The organism is uncultured Tateyamaria sp., assembly GCF_947504105.1.
Taxonomy (GTDB): Bacteria; Pseudomonadota; Alphaproteobacteria; order Rhodobacterales; family Rhodobacteraceae; genus Tateyamaria.
Window position 1 is genome coordinate 23,698 of sequence record NZ_CANNGP010000026.1, and the last position, 25,637, is coordinate 49,334.

22 protein-coding genes and 1 tRNA gene are annotated in these 25,637 nt (G+C 57.7%); 13 read left to right on the forward strand and 10 right to left on the reverse strand.

The genetic code is table 11. The annotated features are described in order from the left end of the window. The 3 genes from Q1A75_RS15270 to Q1A75_RS15280 are packed head-to-tail and all read left to right on the forward strand — an operon-like array spanning position 1 to position 2,298. Positions 1–483, forward strand: coding sequence for a YIP1 family protein (locus tag Q1A75_RS15270; protein ID WP_299547340.1), 483 nt, complete (start codon positions 1–3; stop codon positions 481–483). Continuing rightward, positions 480–1,085 carry a Yip1 family protein gene (locus tag Q1A75_RS15275; RefSeq protein WP_299547343.1) on the forward strand — a complete coding sequence of 202 codons (606 nt, stop codon included), beginning with the start codon at positions 480–482 and terminating at the stop codon, positions 1,083–1,085. The genes Q1A75_RS15270 and Q1A75_RS15275 overlap by 4 nt, the downstream gene beginning before the upstream one ends. Next, complete coding sequence (locus tag Q1A75_RS15280) at positions 1,078–2,298, forward strand: cysteine desulfurase (protein WP_299547345.1); 1,221 nt, start codon at positions 1,078–1,080, stop codon at positions 2,296–2,298. Before Q1A75_RS15275 ends, Q1A75_RS15280 begins: the two co-directional genes overlap by 8 nt. A gap of 476 nt (positions 2,299–2,774) precedes the next feature. Here Q1A75_RS15280 and Q1A75_RS15285 read toward each other — a convergent pair whose 3' ends face one another. Together Q1A75_RS15285 and Q1A75_RS15290 are read right to left on the reverse strand one after the other, a co-directional pair. Beyond that, positions 2,775–3,779, reverse strand: coding sequence for a transketolase C-terminal domain-containing protein (locus Q1A75_RS15285; protein WP_299547348.1), 1,005 nt, complete (start codon positions 3,777–3,779; stop codon positions 2,775–2,777). An 11-nt stretch (positions 3,780–3,790) separates the two neighbouring features. Then, positions 3,791–4,717 carry a transketolase gene (locus Q1A75_RS15290; protein WP_299547351.1) on the reverse strand — a complete coding sequence of 309 codons (927 nt, stop codon included), beginning with the start codon at positions 4,715–4,717 and terminating at the stop codon, positions 3,791–3,793. An 80-nt stretch (positions 4,718–4,797) separates the two neighbouring features. Between Q1A75_RS15290 and Q1A75_RS15295 the strand changes: the two genes are divergently transcribed. Both Q1A75_RS15295 and Q1A75_RS15300 read left to right on the forward strand, forming a co-directional pair. Next, positions 4,798–5,856, forward strand: coding sequence for an alcohol dehydrogenase catalytic domain-containing protein (locus Q1A75_RS15295; protein WP_299547354.1), 1,059 nt, complete (start codon positions 4,798–4,800; stop codon positions 5,854–5,856). Between the two features lie 4 nt (positions 5,857–5,860). Continuing rightward, positions 5,861–8,122 carry a molybdopterin-dependent oxidoreductase gene (locus Q1A75_RS15300; RefSeq protein ID WP_299547356.1) on the forward strand — a complete coding sequence of 754 codons (2,262 nt, stop codon included), beginning with the start codon at positions 5,861–5,863 and terminating at the stop codon, positions 8,120–8,122. Here the strand turns inward: Q1A75_RS15300 and Q1A75_RS15305 are convergent. From Q1A75_RS15305 to Q1A75_RS15320, 4 genes are all read right to left on the reverse strand, one after another. Beyond that, positions 8,119–9,093, reverse strand: a complete 975-nt coding sequence (locus tag Q1A75_RS15305) for an ABC transporter permease (RefSeq protein ID WP_299547359.1) — start codon at positions 9,091–9,093, stop codon at positions 8,119–8,121. The two genes, Q1A75_RS15300 and Q1A75_RS15305, sit on opposite strands and share 4 nt — an antisense overlap. A 3-nt stretch (positions 9,094–9,096) precedes the next feature. Further along, positions 9,097–10,071, reverse strand: a complete 975-nt coding sequence (locus Q1A75_RS15310) for an ABC transporter permease (protein WP_299547362.1) — start codon at positions 10,069–10,071, stop codon at positions 9,097–9,099. Continuing rightward, a complete protein-coding gene (locus tag Q1A75_RS15315; protein WP_299547365.1) occupies positions 10,061–11,584 on the reverse strand; it encodes a sugar ABC transporter ATP-binding protein in 1,524 nt (507 codons plus the stop codon). Before Q1A75_RS15315 ends, Q1A75_RS15310 begins: the two co-directional genes overlap by 11 nt. Positions 11,585–11,651: 67 nt before the next feature. Next, entirely contained in the window at positions 11,652–12,623 is a 972-nt protein-coding gene (locus Q1A75_RS15320; RefSeq protein ID WP_299547368.1) for a sugar ABC transporter substrate-binding protein, read from the reverse strand. A 112-nt stretch (positions 12,624–12,735) separates the two neighbouring features. On the opposite strand from Q1A75_RS15320, the gene Q1A75_RS15325 reads away from it, so the two are divergent. The 4 genes from Q1A75_RS15325 to Q1A75_RS15340 are packed head-to-tail and all read left to right on the forward strand — an operon-like array spanning position 12,736 to position 16,927. Next, complete coding sequence (locus Q1A75_RS15325; RefSeq protein WP_299547371.1) at positions 12,736–14,244, forward strand: FGGY family carbohydrate kinase; 1,509 nt, start codon at positions 12,736–12,738, stop codon at positions 14,242–14,244. Position 14,245: 1 nt separating this feature from the next. Then, positions 14,246–15,292: a zinc-binding dehydrogenase gene (locus tag Q1A75_RS15330; RefSeq protein ID WP_299547375.1), complete on the forward strand. Its 1,047-nt coding sequence runs from the start codon at positions 14,246–14,248 to the stop codon at positions 15,290–15,292. Further along, positions 15,285–15,950, forward strand: a complete 666-nt coding sequence (locus Q1A75_RS15335; protein WP_299547378.1) for a class II aldolase/adducin family protein — start codon at positions 15,285–15,287, stop codon at positions 15,948–15,950. Before Q1A75_RS15330 ends, Q1A75_RS15335 begins: the two co-directional genes overlap by 8 nt. Before the next feature lie 2 nt (positions 15,951–15,952). Continuing rightward, positions 15,953–16,927 (forward strand): sugar-binding domain-containing protein, encoded by a 975-nt coding sequence (locus Q1A75_RS15340; protein ID WP_299547381.1) that lies wholly within the window; start codon positions 15,953–15,955, stop codon positions 16,925–16,927. A 143-nt stretch (positions 16,928–17,070) separates the two neighbouring features. On the opposite strand, the gene Q1A75_RS15345 is transcribed toward Q1A75_RS15340, so the two are convergent. The 3 genes from Q1A75_RS15345 to Q1A75_RS15355 form a co-directional block, all read right to left on the reverse strand. Continuing rightward, a tRNA-Arg gene (locus tag Q1A75_RS15345) sits at positions 17,071–17,147 on the reverse strand. Between the two features lie 79 nt (positions 17,148–17,226). Next, the gene (locus Q1A75_RS15350) at positions 17,227–19,185 is read right to left on the reverse strand and encodes a bifunctional 2',3'-cyclic-nucleotide 2'-phosphodiesterase/3'-nucleotidase (protein ID WP_299547384.1); all 1,959 of its coding nucleotides are present in this window, start codon (positions 19,183–19,185) and stop codon (positions 17,227–17,229) included. A gap of 232 nt (positions 19,186–19,417) precedes the next feature. Next, entirely contained in the window at positions 19,418–19,987 is a 570-nt protein-coding gene (locus Q1A75_RS15355; RefSeq protein ID WP_299547387.1) for a DUF882 domain-containing protein, read from the reverse strand. 339 nt (positions 19,988–20,326) lie between these two features. Between Q1A75_RS15355 and Q1A75_RS15360 the strand changes: the two genes are divergently transcribed. From Q1A75_RS15360 to Q1A75_RS15375, 4 genes are read left to right on the forward strand one after another with little or no spacing between them, the layout of a single operon-like run. Further along, positions 20,327–21,907: a L,D-transpeptidase family protein gene (locus Q1A75_RS15360; RefSeq protein ID WP_299547472.1), complete on the forward strand. Its 1,581-nt coding sequence runs from the start codon at positions 20,327–20,329 to the stop codon at positions 21,905–21,907. A gap of 36 nt (positions 21,908–21,943) precedes the next feature. Continuing rightward, on the forward strand, positions 21,944–23,035 hold the full coding sequence (lpxD, locus tag Q1A75_RS15365; RefSeq protein WP_299547390.1) for a UDP-3-O-(3-hydroxymyristoyl)glucosamine N-acyltransferase: 1,092 nt from the start codon (positions 21,944–21,946) through the stop codon (positions 23,033–23,035). Positions 23,036–23,068: 33 nt separating this feature from the next. Then, a complete protein-coding gene (locus Q1A75_RS15370; protein WP_299547393.1) occupies positions 23,069–23,329 on the forward strand; it encodes a phosphopantetheine-binding protein in 261 nt (86 codons plus the stop codon). Further along, positions 23,329–24,537, forward strand: coding sequence for a beta-ketoacyl-[acyl-carrier-protein] synthase family protein (locus tag Q1A75_RS15375; RefSeq protein WP_299547396.1), 1,209 nt, complete (start codon positions 23,329–23,331; stop codon positions 24,535–24,537). Before Q1A75_RS15370 ends, Q1A75_RS15375 begins: the two co-directional genes overlap by 1 nt. Before the next feature lie 46 nt (positions 24,538–24,583). Here the strand turns inward: Q1A75_RS15375 and Q1A75_RS15380 are convergent, their stop codons facing one another. Then, on the reverse strand, positions 24,584–25,243 hold the full coding sequence (locus Q1A75_RS15380) for an invasion associated locus B family protein (protein WP_299547399.1): 660 nt from the start codon (positions 25,241–25,243) through the stop codon (positions 24,584–24,586). Between the last annotated feature and the right edge of the window lie 394 nt (positions 25,244–25,637).

Sequence of the window (25,637 nt, forward strand, 5' to 3'; positions counted from 1 at the left end):
ATGGCCATCACGCGGAACATTTCGGCCACATATCGTGGTCCAGGGCGCGTCATACGGCGCCTGCTTGAGCTTGGCCAACGCGAAGATCGTGCGCTGGCCTATCTCATGGCGTCATGTGCCCTGGTCTTCATCGCGCAACTGCCGCGACTGGCCCGAGAGGCGCATTTAACCGGTCAGGATCTGAACATGCTGATGGGTGCATCGCTTCTGGCGTGGATTTTTGTGGCCCCGCTGTTGTTCTACGTGATCGCATTTGCTGCGCATGGTATTGGGCGGCTTCTGCGCGGGCAGGGCACATCTTATGGCGCGCGGCTGGCACTGTTTTGGGCGCTGCTTGCGTCATCGCCATTGATCCTGCTGCATGGTCTGATAGCGGGTTTCATCGGCCCGGGGATCGGGCTGCAAACCGTTGGCCTGGTCTGGTTCGTGGTGTTCATGTGGTTTTGGATCGGTGGATCCATCGCGCAGGAGCGGGCAGCGTGAACGCCGTCGCGGACCTGGCGGTCGACACGCTGCGCAATCCCAAGGAGGTAGCACAGCGGATCATCGGGTGGCATCTGGACCGGCAGACCCTGTATTTTGCGCTATTTGCGGTGGCTGCGGTCAATACCATTCTGGCCTCAGCGCCCGCGGTGCTTGCCCCCGGTTCGATTGATCCTGCCGCACGGGCGGCGATACCGCTTCTGGCCCTGCTTGAACGGCCCTTTGCGCTGTTTGCGATGATCGCGGGCGGGCTTCTGGTCATGGTGCACGGGCTTGTCTGGGCCGGACGGGCCCTTGGCGGACATGGTGAACTCACCGACATGCTGGCGCTGCTGACCTGGTTGCAGGCCCTGCGTGCGGCTGCACAGGCGCTTGTGCTTGTGCTGAGCTTGATCGTGCCGGGCATCGCGGGCCTTGTGGCGCTGGTTGTTGCCATCGTCGCCTTTTGGCTTTTATTGCATTTTGTCAGCGCGGCCTTGCGCTTTGACTCGCTGTTTCGTGCCTTTGGCCTGCTTATCATCGTGCTGGCAGGCCTGTTTGTTGGAATGATGATGCTTGTGACGCTAACGGGCGTGACGGCAGGAGGACTTGCGAATGTATGATGTGAACGCCATCCGGGCGGATTTCCCCATTCTCGGCCGTGAGGTGAATGGAAAGCCGCTGGTTTATCTGGACAGTGGCGCATCGGCTCAGAAGCCGCAGGTCGTGATTGACGCCATTTCCAAGGCTTACTCCGAAGAATATGCAAATGTTCACAGAGGCTTGCATTTCCTTTCTAATCTAGCGACCGAAAATTACGAGGGCGTCCGAGGCAAGTTGGCGCGTTTCCTGAATGCAGGCTCCGAGAATGAGATCGTGATGAACTCGGGCACAACCGAAGGCATCAACATGGTGGCCTATGGGTGGGCCATGCCACGGATGGAGGCCGGCGACGAGATTGTGCTGTCCGTGATGGAACACCACGCCAATATCGTGCCCTGGCACTACCTGCGTGAACGGCAGGGTGTCGTTTTGAAGTGGGTCGATGTGGACACGACAGGCGCGCTTGATCCGCAGAAGGTCATTGATGCGATTGGACCCAAGACCAAGCTGGTGGCCGTAACGCATATGTCCAATGTGCTGGGCACCAAGGTGGACGTGAAAGCGATCTGCGAGGGCGCCCACGCCAAGGGCGTGCCGGTGCTTGTCGACGGGTCTCAGGCTGCGGTCCACATGCCGGTTGATGTGCAGGATTTAGGCGCCGATTTCTATGCGATCACAGGTCACAAGCTGTATGGTCCTTCGGGGTCTGGGGCCATCTATTGCAAAGCCGAACGGATGGCCGAGATGCGCCCGTTTATCGGCGGGGGCGACATGATCAAGGAGGTCAGCAAGGCTGGAGTGATCTACAACGATCCGCCCCACAAATTTGAAGCGGGTACTCCGGGTATCGTTCAGATGATCGGCCTTGGTGTGGCGCTGGACTACATGATGGGCCATGGGATGGAGGCCATTGCTGCGCACGAGGATTCCTTGCGGGACTATACTGTCGAAAAGCTGGGCGGGCTGAACTGGTTGCAAGTGCAGGGCACGACCTCGGACAAGGGCGCGATTTTCTCGTTCACATTGGACGGGGCAGGGCACGCGCATGACATATCGACCATCCTTGACAAGAAGGGTGTCGCGGTGCGTGCGGGGCAGCATTGTGTGGGTCCACTGATGGAGCATATGGGCCTGAACGCAACCTGCCGCGCGTCCTTCGGCATGTACAACACCAAGGAAGAAGTTGACGTGCTTGTGGACGCATTGGAACTGGCGCACGACCTGTTTGCCTGATCTGTCCCCGCGGGGACAGGGCGCGCGACCGGTTCGCGATATATTGACGGGGTTCTGAAACGGTTTTGAAACCAATAGCTTGCGGACCGTACGCAGCATTTCACCATAATTAACCAGCCTTATGAGATGCTGCTGCCCGAAGGCGGGCGGCTTGGTGTATCGGGTGTTCCCAGGTGTTTACCCTGTGACATAATTCGTTTTCAGAAAGACAGGACCCAACCTGCTGCCGGTTGGCTGGACAGCGCACAGCGCGCATTTAGAACGAGATGAAGCTTAACCCAGTCAAGGCGATTTTTACATGTGCGGCTGGCAAAGCACCTCTTCGACACCAGTGTTCTATGATTGCCACTTTGCGATCGGGCGCGTCCCGATTTCTGGGACAATGGAACTCGGGCACATTCTGTAGGGGCGACGTCACGGGATCCCCCTTATTTCCAGATGTATCGAAGATTTACTGTTGCCTGGTAAGCCGCAGTCTAGAGCGCCTCAGCCTTCACAAGCGAATGCACATCGTCAAAGCGTGCCTCTGCCAGATCATCTTCGGTGATGTTGTAGCATTCGCCCATCAGATCCTCGATCCCGCGCACGAGTGCCAGCGCATCAAGCCCGTAGTAGCGCATGAGGTACGGTCGAGACCCGCCATGTGCGTAGGTGTCTTTCAGCCCCAGTCGGATAAGTCGCTTACCGATACCAGCGTCCGCCATCGTTTCTGCGACCAAGCTGCCGATGCCGCCCTCTGTGACGTGATTTTCCAACGTCACAACGCCGTGTTTCACGGACCCGATATGATCGAGCAGCGCTTTGGCATCGAATGGTTTGATCGTATGGAGATGCAAGTGGCGGATGCTGAGACCTGCGGCGGCAAGAGCTGCCCGGGCACGCATGGCTTCCTCGGTGCAAATGCCGGATGTGACGACAAGAATGTCATCCCCCTGGGATAGCTCTCGCATCTCGCCGACCTTGATTGGCGTATCAAAAAGGCGCGGTACGGAACCGCGCAGCACGCGGCACCAGACAGGTCCGTCGATGGAATCTGCCGCTTCGCAAATGCTTTCCACTTCGGTGGCGTCACCGGTTTCGAGGATCGTCATGTTGGGGATGGAGCGCATGACGGAAATGTCTTCGATGGATTGGTGCGTCATGCCGCCAGGCGTCGTGACACCGGGTAAGAACCCCATGAGGCGTACCTTGCGGCGAGGATAAGCGATGGATGCCATCAGCTGATCGTAAGGACGCCGGTACATGAAAACGCCAAATGTGTGGATGAACGGTCGGAACCCGGCAAGGCCCAGACCGCCCGCGAAGCTCATCATGTTTTGCTCGGCCATACCCAGAGAAACGAATTGATCGGGATGGCGGTCTCGAAAGCCATCAATCTCACAAGATGACGTCAAATCAGCGCTGAGGCACAGGATGTCTGGATTGCCTGCCGCGAATTTCTCAAACGCAGACGCATAAGGACGGGAGACCATTTCAACCATAGTGCAGATCCTTAATGGGCGTAGTCAATCGGATCGACGCCCAGATCGGCGGCGATCGAAGTGTTGAAGCGGGTCCGTTCATCCTCGGACTTGAAGCGCACATAATGAAGTCTCGGGAAACGCTCTTCGAGGATCGACATCGTATGGAACGGGTTGGTTCGCGCCAAAATAATCAGGGGTTTTCCCACATGCGATGTCCGGGCTGCATCGCGGATGGCTGACAGGTCATGACCATCAATTTCTATGCAAGCGGCTCCGAAATTTTCGAACTTGGTCTTGATGTCGCCGACCTCCATGACCGATGACATGGCGCCATCACACTGCTGATCGTTCACGTCCATGATCGCCATCACTGTGTCGATGCCGTGATGTGCACAGGCCTGCACGGCTTCCCAGGTTTGGCCTTCCTGCACTTCGCCGTCCGACATAAACACCCATGTCCGACCTTTATCACCACACCTTCGCCGTCCGTAGGCAAGGCCTGCTGCCGTGGACAGGCCGATGCCAAGCGTCCCGTTATGCACCTCCATCCCGGGCGAGTGTTCCGCCCCGATCATCTCAACGCTGGATCCGTCCTGATTGAACATCTCCAGACCTTCTGGAGCCATGCGCCCGACCTCGATCAGGGTTGCGTAAGCGACAAGTGCGTAGTGGGCGGGCGCGATGAACAATCTGTCAAACTGCGGTTCAACAGGGCCGTTGTAACCCGCACCTGTGTGATAGTCTGGATTTGACGGGGATGGCACACCCTCAAACGGTTTGGGGATCATTGGCAGGGTCGGGTCGCCCAGTTTCAGCTCTTCGTTATAAAGCCAGGCCAGTTGTTCGGCAGCAGAGCAGGCTTGGGACAGGTAGCCACCATTGTTGCGCATGGCGTGTTCAAAGACACGACGTCTGATGCCAAGGGCGACATCTTCGGTCGTCTTTTGGTTCTGCATCCTATCCCTCCAAATCTTTACAAACGTCATTAAAGTAGTCAAATGTATAACTCAACATCAAATGACGATAGGCGGAGCCCATGGCGAGTAAAACGATGAAAGCGGTACGCTGCCATGGCTTTGGGGGGCAGCATAAACTGGAAGCCATGCCCGTGCCGGAGCCGGGACCCGGTGAGGTATTGGTGCGAGTGGACGCCTCCGGCATTTGCGCGGCAGACCGTGCGATGTGGGATGCGACAGGCCCCTGGCAGCTCAGCTTTCCGTTCACGCCGGGACACGAGTTTACCGGCACAGTCGTTGAACTGGGGGATGGCGCAGACGAGCTGCACGGGCTGCGTATTGGCGACCGCGCCATCGCCGAGTTGAACATTACATATGGCAGTGATTTTTATCGGCAGCGTGGCAGCTATCATTTGACCGACAACATGCAGGTGCTTGGAGCCACATTGGACGGTGGTTGGGCTGAGTACATGATCTATCCCAAAGAGGCTGTGATCCACAAAGTGCCAGAGGGTCTAAGCGACCATGCTGCCTGCTATACCGAGCCTTTGGCCAATGCGATTCATGGTGTCCAGCGCGCCGACATCCAGTTCGATGATGTTGTGGTCGTGTCCGGCGCAGGCCCGATTGGCATGGGCATGGTCCAAGCGGCGGCGCTCAAAACCCCGCGGACAGTCATCTTGATCAATCCCGGACAGTCAAAACGCAACGCCGCCTTGAAACTGGGGGCGGATTTGGCTTTTGCCCCAGATGATCCGCAACTTGCTGCCGCGATTGGTGACCTGACAGACGGGCGCGGGGCGGACGTATTCCTGGAGGCATCCGGTCAGACCGCCGCCTTTGAGCAAGGTTTGCAGATAGTGCGCAAAGGCGCGCGGATCGTGGTGTTCGGGGTCTACAAGCAGCCCGCACAGGTGGATCTGAACATCTTTGGTGAATTCAAAGAACTGGACATTCGCGGCGGCCATCTGGCGCCATTCACTTATTCCACAGCTCTGGACCTGATGGTGCGGGGCAAGATCAATGGGGATGCATGTGTGACGCACGTATCGGCGCTGGACGCGTTCGAAGCCGCATTGACGCGCCGCCCCGAACCGGGTGAACTCCAGATCAAAGTGATCCTCGACCCAAGGATGTAACGCTATGAAATATACTGCGGCTCATTGGGGCACCTACACGTTCAATCCTGGTGACGCGGACCTCACGCCGCTCGCCGATGATCCGCTGCCATCGCGCATCGGGCGAGGTTGGGTCTCTGCGTCTCGCAACAGCGATGCGCGGATATTGGCACCAGTGGCCCGCAAAGGGTGGCTGGATGGCGACCGGGGCGCAAACCGTTGCGATGACAGCTTTGTGGAGATTTCTTGGGAGCGCGCCCTTGATCTGGCGGCAGAAGAGATCACGCGCGTGTCCAAGGCGTATGGCAATCAGGCGATCTTTGGTGGTTCTTACGGTTGGTCCAGCGCGGGCCGCTTCCATCACGCACAAAGCCAGATGCGCCGACTGCTTGCGTTGGCCGGTGGCTTCACCTCATCCCGAGAAACCTATTCGCATGCAGCGGCAGAGGTTTTGTTTCCCCATATACTGGGCTTATCCATCCGCGCCTTTCAGGATCAGATGACGACCATGCCACTGGTCACCGAGCATTGCGAGCTTATGCTGGCTTTTGGCGGTATCTCTGCTCGCACAGCGCAGATCACCTCATCAGGCACGTCAACGCACGAAGTTGGCCCTTGGTTGGCGGACCTGTCCGCAAAGGGCGTGCGCGTGGTCTCGATTGCGCCTGAACGAGGAGAAACGGGCGAATGGTTGTCGATCAGGCCGGGGACAGATACCGCACTGATCCTCGCTTTGATTCATGAGATCGTTGCGGCGGGCCTTGAGGACGAGGAATTCCTGCAAACCTGCACCAGCGGGTGGGAAACGTTGAAGTCATACGTCATGGGCACGTCAGACGGCGTAACCAAATCCGCCGAATGGGCCGCTCCCATCTGTGATATCCAGGCGAGTGTTATACGGGCGTTGGCTGATGAGTTGCCGCGCAAGCGTGTCATGATCAGCATGGCTTGGGGCATGCAGCGATCAGATCATGGAGAACAACCAATCTGGGCAGGGCTGGCACTGGCCTGTGTCCTGGGGCAAATCGGGCAACGTGGCACAGGGTACAGTTTTGGTTACGGGTCGACCACGCCCGTTGGTCGTGCGGCCCGATTGATCCCATGGCCCTCTCTGCCCAAAGCACCGAACCCGATTGCTGACTTTATCCCCGTCGCACGGATCGCGGACGCGCTGCTGTATCCAAATGAGGCATACAGCTACAACGGTCAGACGCGGAAATATCCCGACCTCAAACTAATCTGGTGGAGTGGCGGAAACCCTTTCCATCACCATCAGGACCTGTTCCGGTTGGAACGCGCCTGGACTCGGCCTGAGACGGTCATCGTCAGCGAACATAGTTGGACAGCGACCGCGCGGCGTGCCGACCTTGTGCTACCGTCCACCACCCCGTTGGAACGTGACGACCTGATGATGAACCGTCGTGATCGTGCGTTGTTCTACATGTCACGCTTTCATGAGCCTTTGGGACAGGCGCGTGACGACTACGATATTTGCCAAGGCATCGCCACGCGCCTTGGCATTGGCGATGCCTTTTCCGAAGGACGCACCAGCGCGGACTGGTTGCGCCACATGTGGGAACGGGCGCAGACCATCGGGACTGACGCTGGCTTCGCTATGCCATCCTTTGACGCGTTCAAAGTTGCAGGGCGGTTTGATGTACCCGCAGCGGGCGAAGTGTGTGTCGCCTTCGATCAATTCGTCAAAGACCCGGATCGAAATCCGCTTGATACCCATAGTGGACGCCTGACCTTGACCAACGCGAACATTGCGACCATGGGGCACAGCGATTGCCCATCGCACCCGATGTGGCTGCCGCCAGCAGAAGGCGGACCCCTGACCGATGGCCAGTTCCATCTGATATCCGGTCAGCCTGCAACCCGATTGCATGGGCAAAACGATCAAGGGAGCGAGGCCGCAACCTCAAAGCACAGGGGGCGAGAGGTCTGCACGCTTCACCCCGATGCCGCAGCGCGCATAGGTGTCGACGAGGGGGATATCCTGAAGCTGTCGAACGCGCGCGGTGCTTGCCTGTGCGCCGCGCGTATCGCCGATCACATTCGCGCCGATTGTCTGTCACTGCCAACAGGGGCTTGGTTTAATGCACAGATTATCAACGGAGAGCGAATTGAGGTTCACGGCAATCCAAATGCTTTGACGTTGGACAAGGGATGCTCGGCGCTCAGTCAAGGCAATATCGCCCATACCTGTGTGGTACGCGCCGAAAAGTGGCGCGGGGATTTGCCTGCGTTGACAGTGACCAAACCACCTCGGATTGATCCCGCTTAGCTGCTGCGCGCACGGCGTTGCGCCACGGCCAGGGCCAAGGCCGACACCAGAATGATCCCTTGCAGTGCGTCTTTGGTATTGAAGTTCAGGCCCATCAGGTTCAGCCCGTTGGCGATCATGCCAAGAAACAGAACACCGGCAACGGTACCGAGAACATTGGGACGCCCACGCGGGTGCAAGGCTGCACCGATGAACACGGCGGCAATCGCATCCAGAAGGTAAGAAAAGCCCGATAGCGGGGTAAACATGCGAATGTTGGCCGCCGCGATCAAACCACCAACGGCACAGGTCATGGCCGCGCACACGAAACAAAGGATCAAAATCCTGTTCACCCGGATGCCCGCAACAATCGCTGCCGATCGTTGCATCCCGATAGCATGGATTTGCCGTCCCCAAATCGACCGCTCCAGCACCAGAAAATAGATCAGGGCCAAAACGGTCGCGATCACAGCTTCGGTTGGTACACCCAAGACGTCGCCAAGGGCGAGGTTGCGGAATTCTTCCGGCATGCGGCGGTATGAGATCGGGCCACCGCCATTGGTGAATATCCGTTGCACGGACGAGCCGATAAAGAACGTGCTGAGCGTTGCCAGAAACGGGCTGATCCGCAACCCAACCACCAATAGCGCGTTGAACAGCCCCACCAGAGAACCGCCAATGATCCCGGCGCAGGCGGCACTGAACCAGTCCAAACCATAGCTGCTCATGGCGACAACAGCGAAGGCTGCGCCGAAATCCAAGGCAATGCCAATGCTCAGATCGATTCCGCCGGTGGCCACGATCAGTGTTAGGCCAAGCGCCATGATCAGCAGAATGGCTGACCCTTCGACAATATTGAGAAGGTTTCCACCTTGCAGGAACACCGGGTTCCATACAGCAAACAAGACGAAGAACACGGCAAAAACGATCAGGAAGCCGAAGCGCAGAAAGATTTGCACAAGGTGGTTTTGGCGCGTAGCACTGCTGGACATGGACTAACGCACTCTTTGCGAAATTGCGGAAAAAGCGACGACGACAACGATGAGCGAGCCTTTGATCAGCCCCGTCCAGAACACGTTCACGCCCATCGACTTGAACCCGATCGAGATCGCGGCAACCAGCACAGCGCCCAAGACAGCCCCCCACATCGTGACCACCCGCCGGGGCGAAAATGCGGCCCCCAGAAAGGTTGCCAGCACCATCTCAAGCATCAGGTTGTCCTGCACGCCTGGCGAGCTTCCCGAACCTCGCGCCAGTAGGAAAAAACCGCAGACATAGCCGGTCAGCGCGGCCACGACAAAGCTGTGAGAGATCAGGAGGTTCACACCGATCCCGGAGATTTCGGCGGCGTCCTTGCTGCCGCCCGCTGCTTGTAAATTCAGGCCCCATCGGGTGTGGTGCATGGCGAAGTAACCGATGATGACAATCGCCGCCACGAGGATGATGCCCAGAGGAATGCTTCCAATTTCGGTCCCGCGCAGCGCTATGATCCACGGATGATCGACGTTGATCCGGCGACTGGAGGTAATCACATTGTTGACACCGACGACTGCGACAAACATCGCCAATGTTGTCAAAAGTGGCGTCATTCCAACGCGTGTCACAAGCAGAGCATTGATCACGCCAACAACAAGACAGGCAAGCAAGGCAGCCAATGCACAGCTGAGCAGGGAATAATCAAGCGACAGCATTTGCGCCGTGATGCCCGCAGAAAGAACTGCAGTCGCCGGGATTGATAGGTCTATGCCACCGGAAACCACATCGTCTCCACCAGCCATAACGACGGCCGCCAGACCCACGCAGACCAAAACCACGGGTAAGCTTTGCATCAGCACCAGCTCAAGATTGCGAACAGTAACGAAGTTCGGCGCGTTCAAGCTGATATAGACCAGTACACCCACAAAGATGACCAAAGGCAGAAAGCCAACAATTTCAGACAAGCGCGGGCCACCGCGGACATCAGCCTGCATTGGCTAAATCCTCTACCTTGGCGGCGCCCGTCGTGGCGGCGACCAATGTGTCAATGCTCAAGCCTGTTGCAGGCAAAGTGCCCACATTGCGGCCTCGCATCATGACGATGATCCGGTCGCACACACCCTGCAACTCTACCGGGTCAGAGGAAGATACGATCACTGCGGCACCCTTGGCCGCGAGATCTTCGATCAACTGGTAGATCTCGGCCTTGGCTCCAACATCCACGCCTACTGTGGGTTCATCAAAGATAAACAGGCGCGCGTTTGTGGATAGCCATCGCGCTAGAACGACCTTTTGTTGGTTTCCGCCGCTCAGCAAACGTGTCACGTTGTCCGCATTTGGGGGGCGGATATCCAGCGCCTTGATTTGGTCCTCAGTCGCAGATTTGGCTGCCTTGCGGTCAATCAGTCCCACGCGCGCTGTGTCTTGCAGTGTGGCAAGCGTTGCATTTTCCGTGACCGTCATCGGTAGCACCAAGCCATCGTGTCGGCGATCACGCGGCACCAATGCCACGCCTTGCCTGACGGCTTGCGCCGCTGTTGCAATGCGAAGCGATGTTCCGTCGAAGAACACGCTGCCAGACTTGGTGCGCCGCAGGCCATAGAGCGTATCGACAAGCTCTTCGCGGCCCGATCCAATCAGCCCGGCAATACCCAGGATTTCGCCGCCGCCGACATTGAGGGACACGTCGGTGAATTTGTCAGCATCGCTAAGCCCGGTAACCGCCAGCCCTAGGCTGGTCTTGCGGTGCCTTTTTGCGGGAAACATGTCTGAAATCTCACGCCCGACCATGGCAAAGATCAGATCCGCAGCAGAAGCGTCCGTAATGGCATCAAACACGCCCACCGTTTCACCTTGGCGGAAAACGGTGACACGGTCGCAGATATCGGTGATTTCGGAGAGATAATGCGAGACGTAAAGGATCGCGATGCCTTGCTCTTTCAACCGGGCAATCGCCCGCATGACGGTGTCGACTTCTTCGCTGGCCAAAGGGGCAGTAGGTTCGTCGAAAACGACAACCTTTGCGGCGCCGTCAATCAGCGCCCGTGCAATCTGAACCAATTTGCGTTCGGCAGTCCCAAGATCACGGATCAGTCGATTGCCTGAAATGTCGAGGCCCAGGTTCTCGCGCAAAAACGTTTCTGCCCGCTGGCGCATTTGGCGCTTTGCGAGGCCAAGGCGACCGCCGACTTCCTGCCCCATAAACACGGATTCCGTGACCGTGAAGTGGGGCACAAGGTGCAATTCCTGATGGATAAACCGCACACCCGCCGCGTGCACGGTTTTGGGGGTGGCCGGCTCGAGGCGGGTGCCGCCGACAATGATTTCACCGGCCTCGGGTTGGTAAACACCAGCCAGCACTTTGATCACAGTCGATTTGCCTGCGCCGTTTTCGCCAACAAGACCATGTACTTCGCCGGGGCGCACATTGAGCGATGCGTGATCCAATGCGCGGACGCCTGGAAACTCTTTGACGACGCCCGACAATGAAAAAGCGCTTGGTTCCACGCTTGTCACCTCCCCAAAGTCAGGGGCGGCCACCCGATAGGTCGCCGCCCCAAAAGGTTTTTCGCACTCAGTCGAGTGATCCGTAGCCGAGCGTCTCGTAAGCGGCTTTCGCTTCAGCCTGACCATTGACTGGAACGACGTCAACATAGGTCTGCGGCAAAAGGGTCTCACCAGCAAAGTGGCGTGCCACGTTCATCGCAGAGGTTGACCCGATCAGGTTTGGTTGCTGTGCGACATTGGCCACGAAGGGGGAATTGTCTTCGGCCATGATTTCCAAAGTGTCCGGACCGCCGTCCAACGCCGTCACCAGAACATCGGTGCGGCCCGCTTCCTCAAGCGCTTGCACAACACCAATTGCAGGCTGATCCCAGCATCCGACATGGATCGCGTCAATTGAGCCTTCTGGATACTGGCTGAGCAGATCAAGCGTCTTCTTGCGCGCATCTTCGGGAGCATTGGCGAACTCTTCGGCGAGTTCAGGCTGGATGATTTCGATGCCTGGATAGTCCTCTAGCACGTATTTCCAAAGACCAGCGCGAATATCGCAAATCCGCAGCGCTTCCTGGAATGCGTTGAAGACCGCAACCTTACCTTCACCGCCAATCGCATCCGCCATATAGCGACCAATCGTCGTGCCCATGTAGTAGTTGTCGGAGGTCGTATTGTTCACCGCATGTGGGCTGGGGTGATCAACTGTGAAGACAGGGATGCCCGCCTCTTTCAGGGCTTCAAACTTTGGCTCGACTGCACCATCGCCAAGAATTGAAATAACCGCGTCGACGCCATTGTTTAAGAGAATATCGTGGTTGTCAGCGTGTACTTGGTTGTCACGGCCCCCATCCACAGGAACCACTGTGCCGCCAAGTTCTTCCACTGTGCTGGTCGCACCATTAAACGCTTCGCGGTCCCAGAAATGCTGGGTGCCTACAACGGCGACGCCGATTGTCTTGCCGTCAAGTGACAAATCGTCATCAGCCAGCGCTGGCGAAGCAAATGCTACACATGATGCGGCCAGAATGGCCTTCATTGATAGACGCATAGTTTCCTCCCTAGAGTTCTGCGACCCGAATTTGTTTTATGGGTTGAGAAAAACAAACGAGTTTACAAATGTCAATTTTTAAATCAGATGTTTAGATCGACGGGAGGAGCCGGTGTCGCAGATTTGGATTTCGTTGGATGTGGGTACGACGGCCATCAAGGCGGCAGCCTACGCGCAAAATGGTGTCATTCTTGCCAGTGCGTCCGCGTCGACAGATGTGTTGCGCGGACCGGATGGAAGCGCGGAACAGGATCCCCATGACGTCTGGACTGCGGCGGCAAGCTGCCTGAAGACTGTGAGTAAGGATATTGAGATCAACAGGGTCTCCTCCTTGGGCGTCTGCGCGCAAGGCGACGGATTTTGGCCTTTGGATCATGATGGCGCGCCTGTCGGGAACGCGATCCTGTGGTCTGACACGCGGACAGACATCGCATCAGATTTGGCCGGACTTAGGTCGAAAGGCGCTTTGAAAGCGGTGTCGCTTGGCTGCAATACGGACCTTTGGCCAGGCACATCGGTGATGGGGTGGCGATGGTTACGCAAAGCTGACCCGGACCGGGCGGCGCGGGTTGCACATATCGTGACGTGTGGTGATTGGATTGCACGGCAACTGACGGGTCAGATCGCGACGGATGTATCAAACGCGACGATTCCGTTCCTTGACGTGCAGACCAGGCACTACGGCGCCGCCGCAAAGGCGCTTGATTGTTTGGACGCGCTCGAGAAATTGCCCCAGCCGCGATCTGCACAATCCGTTCTAGGGTACGTGACCGAAGAGGCCGCCACGCAAACGGGATTGCCCGTTGGACTTCCAGTGTCTGTTGCAACTCTTGATCTTGCGGCGATGATTGTCGGGCTGGGCATGGCGCGCGCCGGTGAAACAATGATGATCTTAGGCACGACGGCGGTCGTAAACATCCTCACCGATCAGATTGCTCCGACAAGCGATCCGATGGGCGCGACTGTTCTGCATCCGACCAGCAGTGTGGCAATCCGAGTTTTGGCGCCGTCCACCGGGGCGGCAGCCTTTGATTGGTTCGCCAGTCTTCACCCGATGAGTCTTGGAAGCGAGAGCACTGACGAAGTTGCAACCAAGCTGAACACGTTGGTGCAGGATATTCCGGTCGGCGCGAACGGGGTGATCTTTCTGCCATATCTGAACGGCGAACGCGCGCCCTTCGTTGATCCCGCCATTCGGGCAGGTTTTCTTGGCATGTCAGGGGCGACAACAAAAGGTGAATTGGGGCGTGCGGTTATGGAAGGCACGGCATTCAGCCTGCGCCACTGTTTCGTGTCTGAAAACGGACTGCCGACACAGCCTGTGCAATTGACCGGTGGGGGATCGCGCAATCCCGTGTGGTGCCAGATTGTTGCGGACGTTATTGGGCAGGACGTTTTGGTGAACCCCGCGTCTGATCTGGGGCTCTGGGGCGCAGCCGTTCTTGGTGCAGCTGCGGTCAATGGTGAAGACGCCATTACGATGGCCAACCGCACCAGCAACGAACTCACGACATATTCTGCCAACCCGGAACGCCACGCGGCCTACGGCCCGCTCTATCAAAAGTATGTCGCGCTGTCCGAGGCGCTGCGATCTGTTTCCATACCTGTACAAGGGTTATGACATGACGAACATGATGAAGGCTGCGGTCCAATATGCGATCGACGATATCCGACTGGAGGATGTTCCAGTGCCCGAGGTTGGGCCCGGTGAAATGCTATTGAAAACCCGCGCCTGCGGCCTTTGTGGTGGCGAAACGATGGCCTGGTACAAGACAGAACCCAAGGTGCTCGGGCATGAACCGGTAGGTGAGGTGTTTGAGGTCGGCGCTGGCGTAACCGATTATAACGTCGGCGACCGCGTTTTCGTGAACCACCATGTTGGCCGCATCGACAGCCATCTGTCCCGGCGAGGTCATTTTACACGCGACCCGTTCTACAAGACCATGCGGCTCGATCCCGGTGGGGTCTGTGATTACTACAAAGTCACGACGCAACACCTCGCAATGGATACCCATAAGCTGCCGGGCAATATCAGCGATGAAGAGGCCGTGACGATTGAGCCATGGTCCTGTGTTCTGTCCGGCCTCAAGGTTTGCAACATCCAACCCGGAGACACCGTGGCCGTGGTCGGCGCCGGCTTCATGGGACAGGGTTTCGTGCACATGGCGCCACTGTTCGGTGCGGGCAGGGTTGTGGCACTTGATTTCTCGGATTGGCGGCTTGAGAAAGCCCGCCACTTCGGCGCAACCCACACGATCAACCCAAAGTCAGAGGATGCGGTAGAAGCCATGCGCGCCCTCAACAATGGTCGCTTGGCCGATACCGTGATTGTCATCGCGCCCTTTCCATCTGCCTGGGATCAGGCGCTTAAATTGGTTGAAGTGGGTGGATGTCTTCACCTCGGCGCACCGTTGCCACCGGACGCTGACTGGGTGCAGAACGGCCACAAGGCTTACTTTGACCAGATTACCATTACCTCGCGCTACTCGTCAGATCATACCGACACATACAGCTACATCCGCCTCCTTGAGGCGGGTCGCATCAATGCAGGCGATGCAATCTCGCACCGCTTCGACATCGCTGACAGTGCGGAGGCGTTCAGAATGCTGGTTGAGGCGGAAAGGTCTCTCAAAATCGTGGTCTATCCCCACGGTGTGTCCAATGCTTGAAGCGCTGAAACAGGAAGTCTGTGCGCAGAACCACGAGCTGCCGAATAACGGCCTGGTTGTAGGCTCCGGCGGCAATGTTTCAGGAAGGGACCCCGAGACTGGTCTGATCGTTATCAAGCCCTCCGGTGTGAAATTTGCCAAACTGACACCGGAAACGATGGTCGTGGTGGATCTCGACGGCAACGTGGTCGAGGGTGAAATGAAACCTTCAGTCGATACCGGCATCCATCTTTATATCTACCGACATCGCGCTGATGTCTTTGGCATCACTCACACCCATTCGCCCTACGCATCCAGCTTTGCCGCACGTGGCGAGAGGATCCCTGCGGTGATGACCCCGATCACACACATGCTTGGACGTGACGTGCCGTGTTCGCGTTATGCCACACCGGGCGAGGTCGATACCGGCCAAGCCATCATCGATGCAGCGGACGGCGGTTGGGCTGTGCTGGTCAAGGCCCACGGTGTTTTCACCATGGGCACATCTGCGACCATGGCTACGAGTTTTGCTATGTATCTGGAGGAGGCGGCGATGACGACGCATTTGGCCATGTGCCGTGGCCCCGTTGAAGAGCTGCCACAAGAAGAAATCGAACGCTGCTACAAATGGTTTCATGTGAATTATGGACAAAGCGGCAAGAAAGACGTCAAAAGCTAAGGATGAACAAGACCGGTGGCACATTTTCGAAAGACCACGATCGCACGGCGCGGTTGTCCAACGTCGCGCTGCTATACTACGGCGAGGGACTGACCCAAAGCGAGATTGCCAAGCGTTTGCAAGTCTCGCGGGTGACGGTGGTCAACCTGCTGCGCGAGGCGCGCGATCAAGGCATTGTCGAAATCCATGTGAACGGCGAACAGCTGAAAGAGAGCACGCTGGCGCGCGAGTTGGCCTCGAAGTTCGACCTTGAGGATGTCTATGTCTCGGACGTTTTTGACACACAGGCCGTGGACCGGGCTGCAGTGTTGCGCCAGTTGGGGCGGGTGGCCAGCATGGCTTTTCTCGACATAGTCGAACCGGGCGACCGGATCGGGATCGCGTGGGGCGAGACAATCATGGCGATGTCCGACGCCTTGCCGCGTGTGCGGGTCGAAGGGGCAGAGGTCAGTCAGCTAATCGGTTCCATGATTTCCAAAAGGGTCCCGGCATCGGAAAACTGCACCATCCGTATCGCCAGCCAGATCGGTGCCGTATGCTATACCCTGCATGCACCGGCCTTGGCATCGACCCCTGAGCTTGCACAGCTTTTCCGCGATGAACCCACAATTGCAACCCAACTGGAGCGGCTGCAAAATCTCGACATGGTGGCCTATTCGATCGGCAACCTGTCGGATGAGACACATATGGCGGCGGCAGGCATGACAACAGTCAAAGAACTGCACGCAGCCCAGGCGAAAGGCGCGCGGGGCATCATTTGCTGCAGGTTTATCGACGCTGACGGGCGCGGGATCTCTTTGCCACCAACCGACCGCATAATCGCCTCCGAGCTTGCCGACCTGCGTGCCGCAAAGAAACGTATGTTGGTCGTCTGTGGTGAAGATCGTCTTGATGCCATTCAGGCTGCCATAATGGGAGGTTTGGCCACCCATCTGTGCATCGACGCTGCGTTGGGCAAAGCGTTGCTGAGTGCCTGAATTCGCCAAACCGGGAAGCAGTTCCATACCAGTATTGCGAAGATTTTTGGGTACTGTTTCTCTGTTTTCCAGGGACGTCAAAATGAACGCTGTGCGCGGATGGTTTGCTGCACGATGACGTTGTGCTTTAGCATTGGTGAAAATGGCGGACCATAGAGGATTCGAACCTCTGGCCTCTGCCTTCGGAGGGCAGCGCTCTATCCAGCTGAGCTAATGGTCCACTGGGGCGCGGTATAGCGGTGCCATCCGCGCCCTGCAATTGCAAAATCGTAAGGCGCAGGTGCCCTGCGCCCCGCACGTCAAAGCGAGATACGGAACTGCGCAAAACCTTCCGGGCCGTCGCCTGCAGGCTCGATTGTTACCCCTTTGACATCGTCGATATAGTCCTGCGCCTTGGGACCCGTTTCGAACAGGACTGACGTTCCGTCGAGCGGAGCAAAGGACCAGTTGGCGTCGGCGCGGGGGCTGATCGTGCCCTGTTCGACGATGTAGCGCACGATTACATCGCGGTTTGTGTCGGGGGCTTCAAAGACAATCGTGTCGCCCTTGGCACCGGGGAAGTTGCCACCGCCACCCGCACGATAGTTGTTGGTTGCGATGATAAACTGTTGTTCAGGGTCAATAGGTTCTCCGTTGAACTTCAGGTCAACGATGCGGTTGGCGTCCGCATTGATCAATTCGCCCTTGGTGTCGAATTTCGAAGGTTGGCTCAGGTCGATTTGGTAGGTCACGCCGTCCATCACGTCGAAATTGTAAGACGGGAATTCGGGGTTCAGGAGCGGCGCATCGGTGCTGCCCGCCTCGACCTGGTTGAACATGCCGGCAGAGCGTTCCAGCCAATCCTTGACCTCGGCCCCTGTGACCAGCACGGCGCGGGCGGTGTTGGGATAGAGGTAAAGGTCCGACACGTTCTTGATTGCGACATCGCCCTTTGGCACGTCGGTGAAGTATTCGGGGCCACCACGGCCGCCCGCCTTGAAGGGCGCGGCGGCGGAGAGGATCGGCAGCTCCTCGTATTCGGTGCCCTGCATCATCTGGGCGATGTACCAGCTTTGGGCGATCGACACGATCTGGACCGAGGGGTCGTCGGCCACGAGTGCAAAGTAGCTGTGCAGCGGTGCGTCGGTCTTGCCCACGGCGCGGCGGACATAGGCCAGTGTGGCGTCGTGGTCGGCTTGCACGCTGTCGAGGACCGGTTGGTGGTCTTCCACGAGGGCTGTGACAGAACGGTCTTCGTTGCGTTTGGAGATGGGGCGAGCTTCAGACCCGTGGCCGGTGATGCGCCAGCTTGAGCCATCGCGTTCCAGCATCAGGTCGATCACGCCGAGATGCGAACCCCAGAAGCCGCCCATGGCGGCGGGTTTGCCGTGGATTGTGCCGTTGGCCACGTCGACCGCAGGCATGTCGGCGTAGGTGGGCGAGGGGAAGACCTGATGGTGGTGGCCCGTCAGGATCGCATCGATGCCGTCCACGGCGGCGAGGGGGACGGAAGCGTTTTCCATACCGTCCGAGTGGTCTGCGGCCCCGATGCCTGAGTGGCTGAGCGCGATGATGATGTCGGTGCCTTGTTCTTTCATCAGTGGAACAAGCGTTTTGGCCGTTTCGACGATGTCACGGGCCTGCACGTTGCCTTCGAGGTGGCGGCGGTCCCAGTTCATGATCTGGGGTGGGACGAAGCCGATGAGGCCGACCTTGATCGGGTGCGTTTCACCGGAGCCATCCGTGACCGTCCGATCAAGGATAGCGAAGGGCGGCACCAGCGTGGTGTCGGCGGCTGCATCTGCGCCTTGTTCCTTGGACACGTTGGCGCAAACCACCGGGAAGTCGGCGCCTGCAAGCGACTTCATCAGGAAATCGAGGCCGTAGTTGAATTCGTGGTTGCCCAAGGTGGCCGCGTCAAAGCCGACGGTGTTCATGGCGGTGATGATCGGGTGGCTGTCGCCTTCCTTCATGCCCCGTTCGTAGGCGATGTAGTCGCCCATCGGGTTGCCCTGCAGGAAGTCGCCGTTGTCGATGAGCATTGAGTTCGTGGCCTCGGCCCGGATGCTTTCGATGATCGAGGCCGTGCGTGACAGGCCCACCGTGTTGCGGGGTTTGTCGGCGTAGTAGTCGTAGGGGAAGACATGCACGTGCAGGTCGGTGGTTTCCATGATGCGTAGGTGCGCCTGATTGGTGCTGGCGCGCAGGGAGAATGGGTGCATGGCCGCAAAGGTGGCCGTGGTGGCCAGAAATGTGCGACGTGAAATGAGATGTGTCATGAGGATCCCCCGGGAGTTGTTCTGTCGTTGACGTTAGGCGCGTATCGCTGCTGTGTCACAGTTTCATGTCCGGTCTGGCAGAAGACCGCGCATTTTTGCAGAGCGTACGTATAGGTATTGACCAAATATCCGTCGACGCCGCCAAGCAGGTCTCATTCATTAAGAAATAGCGGCCCCTTTAAACAAAAAAAGGCGCCACTGGCGCCTTAACTCGAATTATGGGCGTGCAGGTTTAGCCGCCCCACGAGCGCACGACACCGCAATCCATGTGCACGAAGTTCGAGCCGGAGTACTTGCCGACGCCGCCACCTCGACACGCTTGGGCCGCTCGTGCCATCTGGCTCACTGATCGGGTGGACAGGCGCAGATCTGCTGCCTGACCCTTCATGTGGAGGGAGTTCTTGGCCACGCCGCGGCTGCGCGAACGCAGCATGGCGTTGGTTTTCGGGCTACGGTAGCCCGACAGAAGCATGTAGGGCTCATCAACATCGAGCAGGTTATGTGCCGCTGCCATGATGTCAACATTGCGCAAATCCATGGATTTCACGTCATCCGTCCGCCAGTCACGCATGAAGTGGTTCACTTCTTTGACCGCGTCCTTGATGTAGTGACCTTCGATCCAATAGATCATGTCGATCCGTTCGCCGGTGCGACCGGAATACATCCGAAGCCTGCGAATATCGCCTGCACCTCGAAGGAAACCTGCTGCGTTTGAGAAAGTTGGTGCCGCTGTAAGCGTTGTTGCCGCGAATGCGCCAAGTACTGCCCGGCGGGTCATGCCCGTAGAGGTATTTTTTGTCATGTCACTGCGCGTCCCGTACGTCTGCCTGTCCGTGATGTTACACGGAGTTTGCCATCTCATCCCCAGATGCAACATTTCTATGACATAGCTTGATTCGTTTACCAAGTGCTGAATCGGGTCAAACGAGGGTCGCAAGTCATTTGGGCAGATTTTTGCGCAAACTCTGGCCATTGTGGCGCAAACGCCCCAAGGCGATGCATGCAGGCATCATGCAAGTGCTTCTTGCTGCCATGCCATCAATGTGAATAGACAGGGTTCACGCCGCTTTGGGATAGTTCTCGGCAGTTGGCGTGCAGTAATAATAGGTGCGATATGACGGTGATTTTTTCTCGGATTTGGATGGTGGCTTTGGCCATGACCGTTGCGGCTTTTTTCGTCGCAGCGCCGCAATCAGCTTCGGCGCAGGTGACGGCCTTCAAACAGGCAGTGGCCGAAGCGGCAGCACGTGACGCGGATATCTCGGCTTTTTACAAGGCGAACGCTTACGAAAGTCTGTGGACAGGCCGAACGGGTCGTGAACGCCAGCGTCGTGCGGCCCTGTTCAAGGCATTGTCCAATGCAGGCAATCACGGTTTACCCGTCGCGCGCTATGACGCTGCGAGGTTGCAGGCCAAGATGAAGGCTGCCAAGACCCAGCGGGATCGTGGTCTGGTCGAGGTCGAGATGAGCCGCACCTTCCTGCAATACGCCCGCGATCTACAGACCGGCGTTCTGGTCCCGTCGCGTGTGGACCGAGCCATTGTGCGTCAGGTGCCGTACCGCGACCGCACATCATATCTTGTGAACTTCTCGAAATCATCCCCGTCCGGCTTCTTCAAAGCGCTGGCGCCGAAGACTATGGAGTACAATGCCCTGATGAAGGAAAAGCTGCGGATGGAGCGCCTTCTCAACAAGGGAGGGTGGGGGCAGAAGGTGCCTGTGAACGCGCTGAAACCTGGCCAATCGGGTGACGCAGTTGCCATCATGCGTAACCGCCTGATCACCATGGGGTTCCTCAAACGCACCAACACGCAGACCTATGATGCGAGCATTCAATCTGCGGTGCAGCAGTTCCAACTGGCACATGGTCTGGACGCCGATGGCGTGGCCGGGCAGGGGACGATCACCGAGCTGAACAAATCCGTGCAGCAACGTCTGCAATCCATCATCGTTGCGATGGAGCGTGAGCGGTGGGTCAACCAGGAACGCGGCAAGCGTCACATTCTGGTCAACATCCCGGACTTCACAGCCAAGATTATTGATGGGGGCAAGGTGACCTTCCAGACCCGTTCGGTTGTGGGCGCCAACAAGGATGACCGCCCGACGCCCGAGTTCTCGGACGTGATGGAATTCATGGTCATCAATCCCAGCTGGTATGTGCCGCGTTCGATCGTAACCAAGGAATATCTGCCGGCGCTCAAGCGGAACCGCAACGCCGTGCGCCATATCGAGATCACCGACAGGCGTGGCCGCAAGGTCAATCGTGGTGCCGTGAATTTCTCGCAGTACACGGAAAAGACATTCCCGTTTGCCATGCGTCAGCCACCCTCGAAGGGCAACGCGTTAGGGTTGGTCAAGTTCATGTTCCCCAATGTGCACAACATCTATTTGCACGACACACCGGCCAAAAACCTTTTTGGACGCGAAGTACGCGCTTATAGCCATGGGTGTGTGCGCCTGGCCGACCCGTTCGACTTTGCCTATGCTTTGCTGGCCAAACAGGAAGCGCAGCCTGAAAAGTACTTCCAGTCGGTTCTGGCTACGGGGCGGGAAACCCGCGTGGATCTGAAAGCACCCGTGCCTGTTCACTTGATCTACCGTACGGCTTTTACCACTGCGAAGGGGCATACCCAGTACCGTCGCGACATCTACGGTCGTGACGCCAAGATCTGGAGCGCACTTGCGAATGCAGGGGTGGCCCTGCGTGCCGTTCAGGGGTAAATCCAGCCCCTGAGGCTGCAGCCAAAGGGGACCGTCATGCGATACACCATTGCCGAGATTGCCAATGCACTTGAGGCGGAGGCGGTTGGCGACACAAGCATGGTGGTGACGGGCTTGTCAGAGCCTGGTCAGGCGGGGCCAGAGGATCTGGCCCTTGCTAGCAATGTCAAATACGCGGACACGCTAGCGGGAGGTAAGGCGAAAGCTGCGCTGCTTTGGGACGGTGCCGATTGGGAGGCGTTGGGCCTGCGTGCTGCCGTCCTGCCACAACGCCCCCGCTTTGCGATGTCGCGGCTGACGGCCCTTGCGGATGCAGGGCAGGGGTTTGGGACAGGCATCCATCCCAGCGCCATTGTTGATCCCAGTGCGCGTATCGGTGCGGATGTCACGGTTGGCGCGGGCGCGGTGATCGGACCCGAGGCACAGATCGGCGACGGAGCCATCATTGGTCCTTTGTCTTTTGTTGGCTGGCGTGTGTCGCTTGGTCCCAAGGCATATCTGCGTGAACATGTGAGCATTGGCGCAGGCGTCAGGATCGGCGCCAATTTCATCGCCAATCCGGGCGCACGTATTGGTGGCGACGGGTTTTCCTTTGTTACACCCGAAAAGAGCGGCGTCGAGGCGGTCCGAGAATCCTTGGGCGATCAGGGCGAGGCGACCGGCCAACCCTGGGCGCGCATTGCCAGCCTTGGCGCTATTGTCATTGGGGACGACGTCGAAGTGGGCAGCAACTCTGTCATCGACAATGGCACGATTCGTCCCACGACCGTTGGTGACCGGACCAAGATCGATAACCTCGTCCATATTGGCCACAACTGCGTTGTCGGCAACGACAACCTGCTGTGTGGCTGTGTTGGCCTGGCCGGATCGGTGACGGTTGGCAATTTCGTTGTGATGGCAGGTCAGGTCGGCGTGTCCGACAACCTGACAATCGGCAACAACGTGGTATTGGGCGCGGCCAGCAAGGTGTTGAGTTCTGTGCGCGATGGGAAGGTCATGCTTGGATATCCCGCCACTGAAATGAAAACCAACCTGGACATGTTCAAGAACACACGGCGGCTGTCCCGCGTTCTGCGCGACGTCGCGGAGTTGAAGAAAGCGGTTTTCAAGTCCGGTGCCAATGACTAAATCAACGCCAAGTCAGGCAAGGGGGCGGGCGTCATGAGCATCAAGGACAAGGTCATTGAGATTGTTGCGGAGCAAGCGATGCTTGAGCGCGGCGACGTGGCTCTGGAGAACACGCTAGAGGATCTTGGGATCGACAGTCTGGGCCTCGTGGAAAGCATTTTTGCCATCGAGGAAGAGTTCGACATCCAGATCCCGTTCAACGCTAATGAACCCAAGGCAAGCGATTTCGATATTTCGAACGTACAGTCGATTATCACCGGCATCGAAAAGCTGGTGTCAGAACAGAAGATCTGATGCATCGCGTCGTCATTACAGGGGCGGGCACGGTGAATGCCCTGGGCCACAATGTGTCGGAAACGCTGACTGCCATGCGCGAGGGGCGATGTGGTATTGGCGCCTTGGAGTTTCAGGATGTTGACCGTCTGGCCATCAAGATCGGTGGACAGGTCCGTGGTTTCGAGGCTGAGGGCCGGTACAACCGCCAGCAGATGAGCCTGTATGACAGGTTCACGCAGTTCACCCTTGCCGCCGCAAAGGAGGCGATTGAGCAATCCGGCCTGATCTTTTCGGGCGATGAGGCTGCCAAGTCCGGTGTCATCCTGGGCACGGCTGCGGGAGGTGTCAGCACGTGGGACCAGAATTATCGTCTGGTCTATGAAGAGGGAAAGAACCGCGTTCATCCCTTTGTCGTGCCGAAGCTGATGAACAATGCAGCGGCCAGCCATGTTTCCATGGAGTGGAACCTTAAGGGGCCGTCCTTTACCGTTGCCACGGCCTGTGCGTCGTCCAATCACGCCATGGCGCAGGCCTTTCAGATGGTGCGCACCGGCATGGCCCCCGTGATGATTACGGGCGGTTCCGAAAGCATGCTGTGCTTCGGCGGGATCAAGGCGTGGGAAGGGCTACGCGTGATGTCGAAGGATGCATGCCGCCCATTTTCAGCGAACCGCAACGGTATGGTGCAGGGCGAGGGCGCTGGTATCTTCGTGTTCGAGGAATACGAGCATGCTCGTGCACGCGGCGCAGAGATCCTGTGCGAAGTTGCAGGTTTTGGCATGTCGTCGGATGCTGCTGATATCGTCATGCCATCGAAGAATGGCGCAGCGCGGGCCATGTCCGGCGCGTTGGCTGATGCGGGCGTTGACGCGGATGATGTCGGATACATCAATGCACACGGAACGGGCACTGCGGCCAACGACAAGACGGAATGTGCTTCTGTTGCGGACGTCTTTGGGCCGCATGCCGACAAGTTGATGATCTCATCCACGAAGTCGATGCATGGGCATCTGATTGGTGGTACCGGCGCTGTGGAATTGTTGGCGTGTATTATGGCCCTCCGCGAAGGGGTGATTGCGCCTACCATTGGGTATGAAGAACCTGATCCGGAATGTGCGCTTGATGTTGTTCCGAACGAGGCGCGGGAGGCAAATGTCGACGTGGTTCTGTCCAACGCCTTTGCCTTTGGTGGAATGAACGCTGTACTGGCTCTACGCAAAATATAAAGGCCGCCCCGAAAGACGGCCTTTTAAGTCCGGTTTTGGACCGAACTTAAAACTGTGCAATCGATGTCTTGTCGAAAGAGGCGGTGAACCCTTTCAGCGACATATTCAGCTCGACCTTCTGGTCGGGGGCGAGCGCCGGCACGATTGTCAGCTTGGCATTTGAGCCGCGACGGAATTGCGCCAGTTCCTCGGCCACCAGACCGACGCGTGAATAGCACCCGATCTGATTGCAGAATGCGAACGGATAGCGACGTGCTTGGCCGCCGTCGACTTCCATCGTCAGCTGCTGGGGCAGCGATGTTTCAAGCGGTACGATGATGGTTGCACCAGCAACCGCACGACCACCTTCCGGCAGGCGGAAGATCGAGATTTCAGCAACCGGTGTACCTTCGTCATCAGACATCAGCTGGTACATCTGGCAAGGTTCTTCGCCTTCTTCCGCCTTTATGCAGCGCAAATCCCATGCATCGTTGGTTTCAGCGGTGTAAGTCTGGCCAATCTGCGGTAGCGAAGCGTCCTCACCCAAGCTCAACTGATCTTCGATTGCATCGCCAACGGACGGGGCATCGGTTGTGCCTTCGGTTGTTGTGCCTTCCGTCGTCGTATCTTCGGTTGTTGTTTCTTCGGTTGTTGTGTCCGTAGACTGGGCCATAACACCAAGTGGCATCAAAAGAGCCACGGAGAGGGCAATCAGTGAAGTGCGCATATCAGGTCCGCTCTTGTTGCATTTGCCTGACTGCTAGCACGGACAAAGGGCAGTGTCAGGGCCAAAGGGCAAAGTTTTCGTGACAGGCAACAAACAGCAAAAAAGGGGACCCCAAAGCCCCCTCTTTCAGTGTCTTTTCTCTCCCCGTCGGACTGGCCGACTTATGTGCAGGAAGTTACGAGAGCGCTTGACGAGGGTCAACAGTGAATATTGGAAAATAAATCCACTGTGAAATCAACAATTAAACCGATCGGTCCAGTTTGAAAAAAGGCCGCGCACGAAGCGCGGCCAAGTCTGACAGGGAGGAAGTGTTCCACGCCAGGAGGACATCTCGACGGGAACAAAAACACTATGGCACCCAATTGTTAACTTTGTATGGTCAGCGCGGCAGGCC

Coding starts and splice junctions, on each gene's coding strand:
- Q1A75_RS15270 (WP_299547340.1), top strand. CDS start 1: ATGGCCATCACGCGGAACATTTCGGCCACATATCGTGGTCCAGGGCGC.
- Q1A75_RS15280 (WP_299547345.1), top strand. CDS start 1,078: ATGTATGATGTGAACGCCATCCGGGCGGATTTCCCCATTCTCGGCCGT.
- Q1A75_RS15285 (WP_299547348.1), bottom strand. CDS start 3,779: ATGGTTGAAATGGTCTCCCGTCCTTATGCGTCTGCGTTTGAGAAATTC.
- Q1A75_RS15290 (WP_299547351.1), bottom strand. CDS start 4,717: ATGCAGAACCAAAAGACGACCGAAGATGTCGCCCTTGGCATCAGACGT.
- Q1A75_RS15295 (WP_299547354.1), top strand. CDS start 4,798: ATGGCGAGTAAAACGATGAAAGCGGTACGCTGCCATGGCTTTGGGGGG.
- Q1A75_RS15300 (WP_299547356.1), top strand. CDS start 5,861: ATGAAATATACTGCGGCTCATTGGGGCACCTACACGTTCAATCCTGGT.
- Q1A75_RS15305 (WP_299547359.1), bottom strand. CDS start 9,093: ATGTCCAGCAGTGCTACGCGCCAAAACCACCTTGTGCAAATCTTTCTG.
- Q1A75_RS15310 (WP_299547362.1), bottom strand. CDS start 10,071: ATGCAGGCTGATGTCCGCGGTGGCCCGCGCTTGTCTGAAATTGTTGGC.
- Q1A75_RS15320 (WP_299547368.1), bottom strand. CDS start 12,623: ATGCGTCTATCAATGAAGGCCATTCTGGCCGCATCATGTGTAGCATTT.
- Q1A75_RS15330 (WP_299547375.1), top strand. CDS start 14,246: ATGACGAACATGATGAAGGCTGCGGTCCAATATGCGATCGACGATATC.
- Q1A75_RS15335 (WP_299547378.1), top strand. CDS start 15,285: ATGCTTGAAGCGCTGAAACAGGAAGTCTGTGCGCAGAACCACGAGCTG.
- Q1A75_RS15340 (WP_299547381.1), top strand. CDS start 15,953: ATGAACAAGACCGGTGGCACATTTTCGAAAGACCACGATCGCACGGCG.
- Q1A75_RS15350 (WP_299547384.1), bottom strand. CDS start 19,185: ATGACACATCTCATTTCACGTCGCACATTTCTGGCCACCACGGCCACC.
- Q1A75_RS15355 (WP_299547387.1), bottom strand. CDS start 19,987: ATGACAAAAAATACCTCTACGGGCATGACCCGCCGGGCAGTACTTGGC.
- Q1A75_RS15360 (WP_299547472.1), top strand. CDS start 20,327: ATGGTGGCTTTGGCCATGACCGTTGCGGCTTTTTTCGTCGCAGCGCCG.
- lpxD (WP_299547390.1), top strand. CDS start 21,944: ATGCGATACACCATTGCCGAGATTGCCAATGCACTTGAGGCGGAGGCG.
- Q1A75_RS15370 (WP_299547393.1), top strand. CDS start 23,069: ATGAGCATCAAGGACAAGGTCATTGAGATTGTTGCGGAGCAAGCGATG.
- Q1A75_RS15375 (WP_299547396.1), top strand. CDS start 23,329: ATGCATCGCGTCGTCATTACAGGGGCGGGCACGGTGAATGCCCTGGGC.
- Q1A75_RS15380 (WP_299547399.1), bottom strand. CDS start 25,243: ATGCGCACTTCACTGATTGCCCTCTCCGTGGCTCTTTTGATGCCACTT.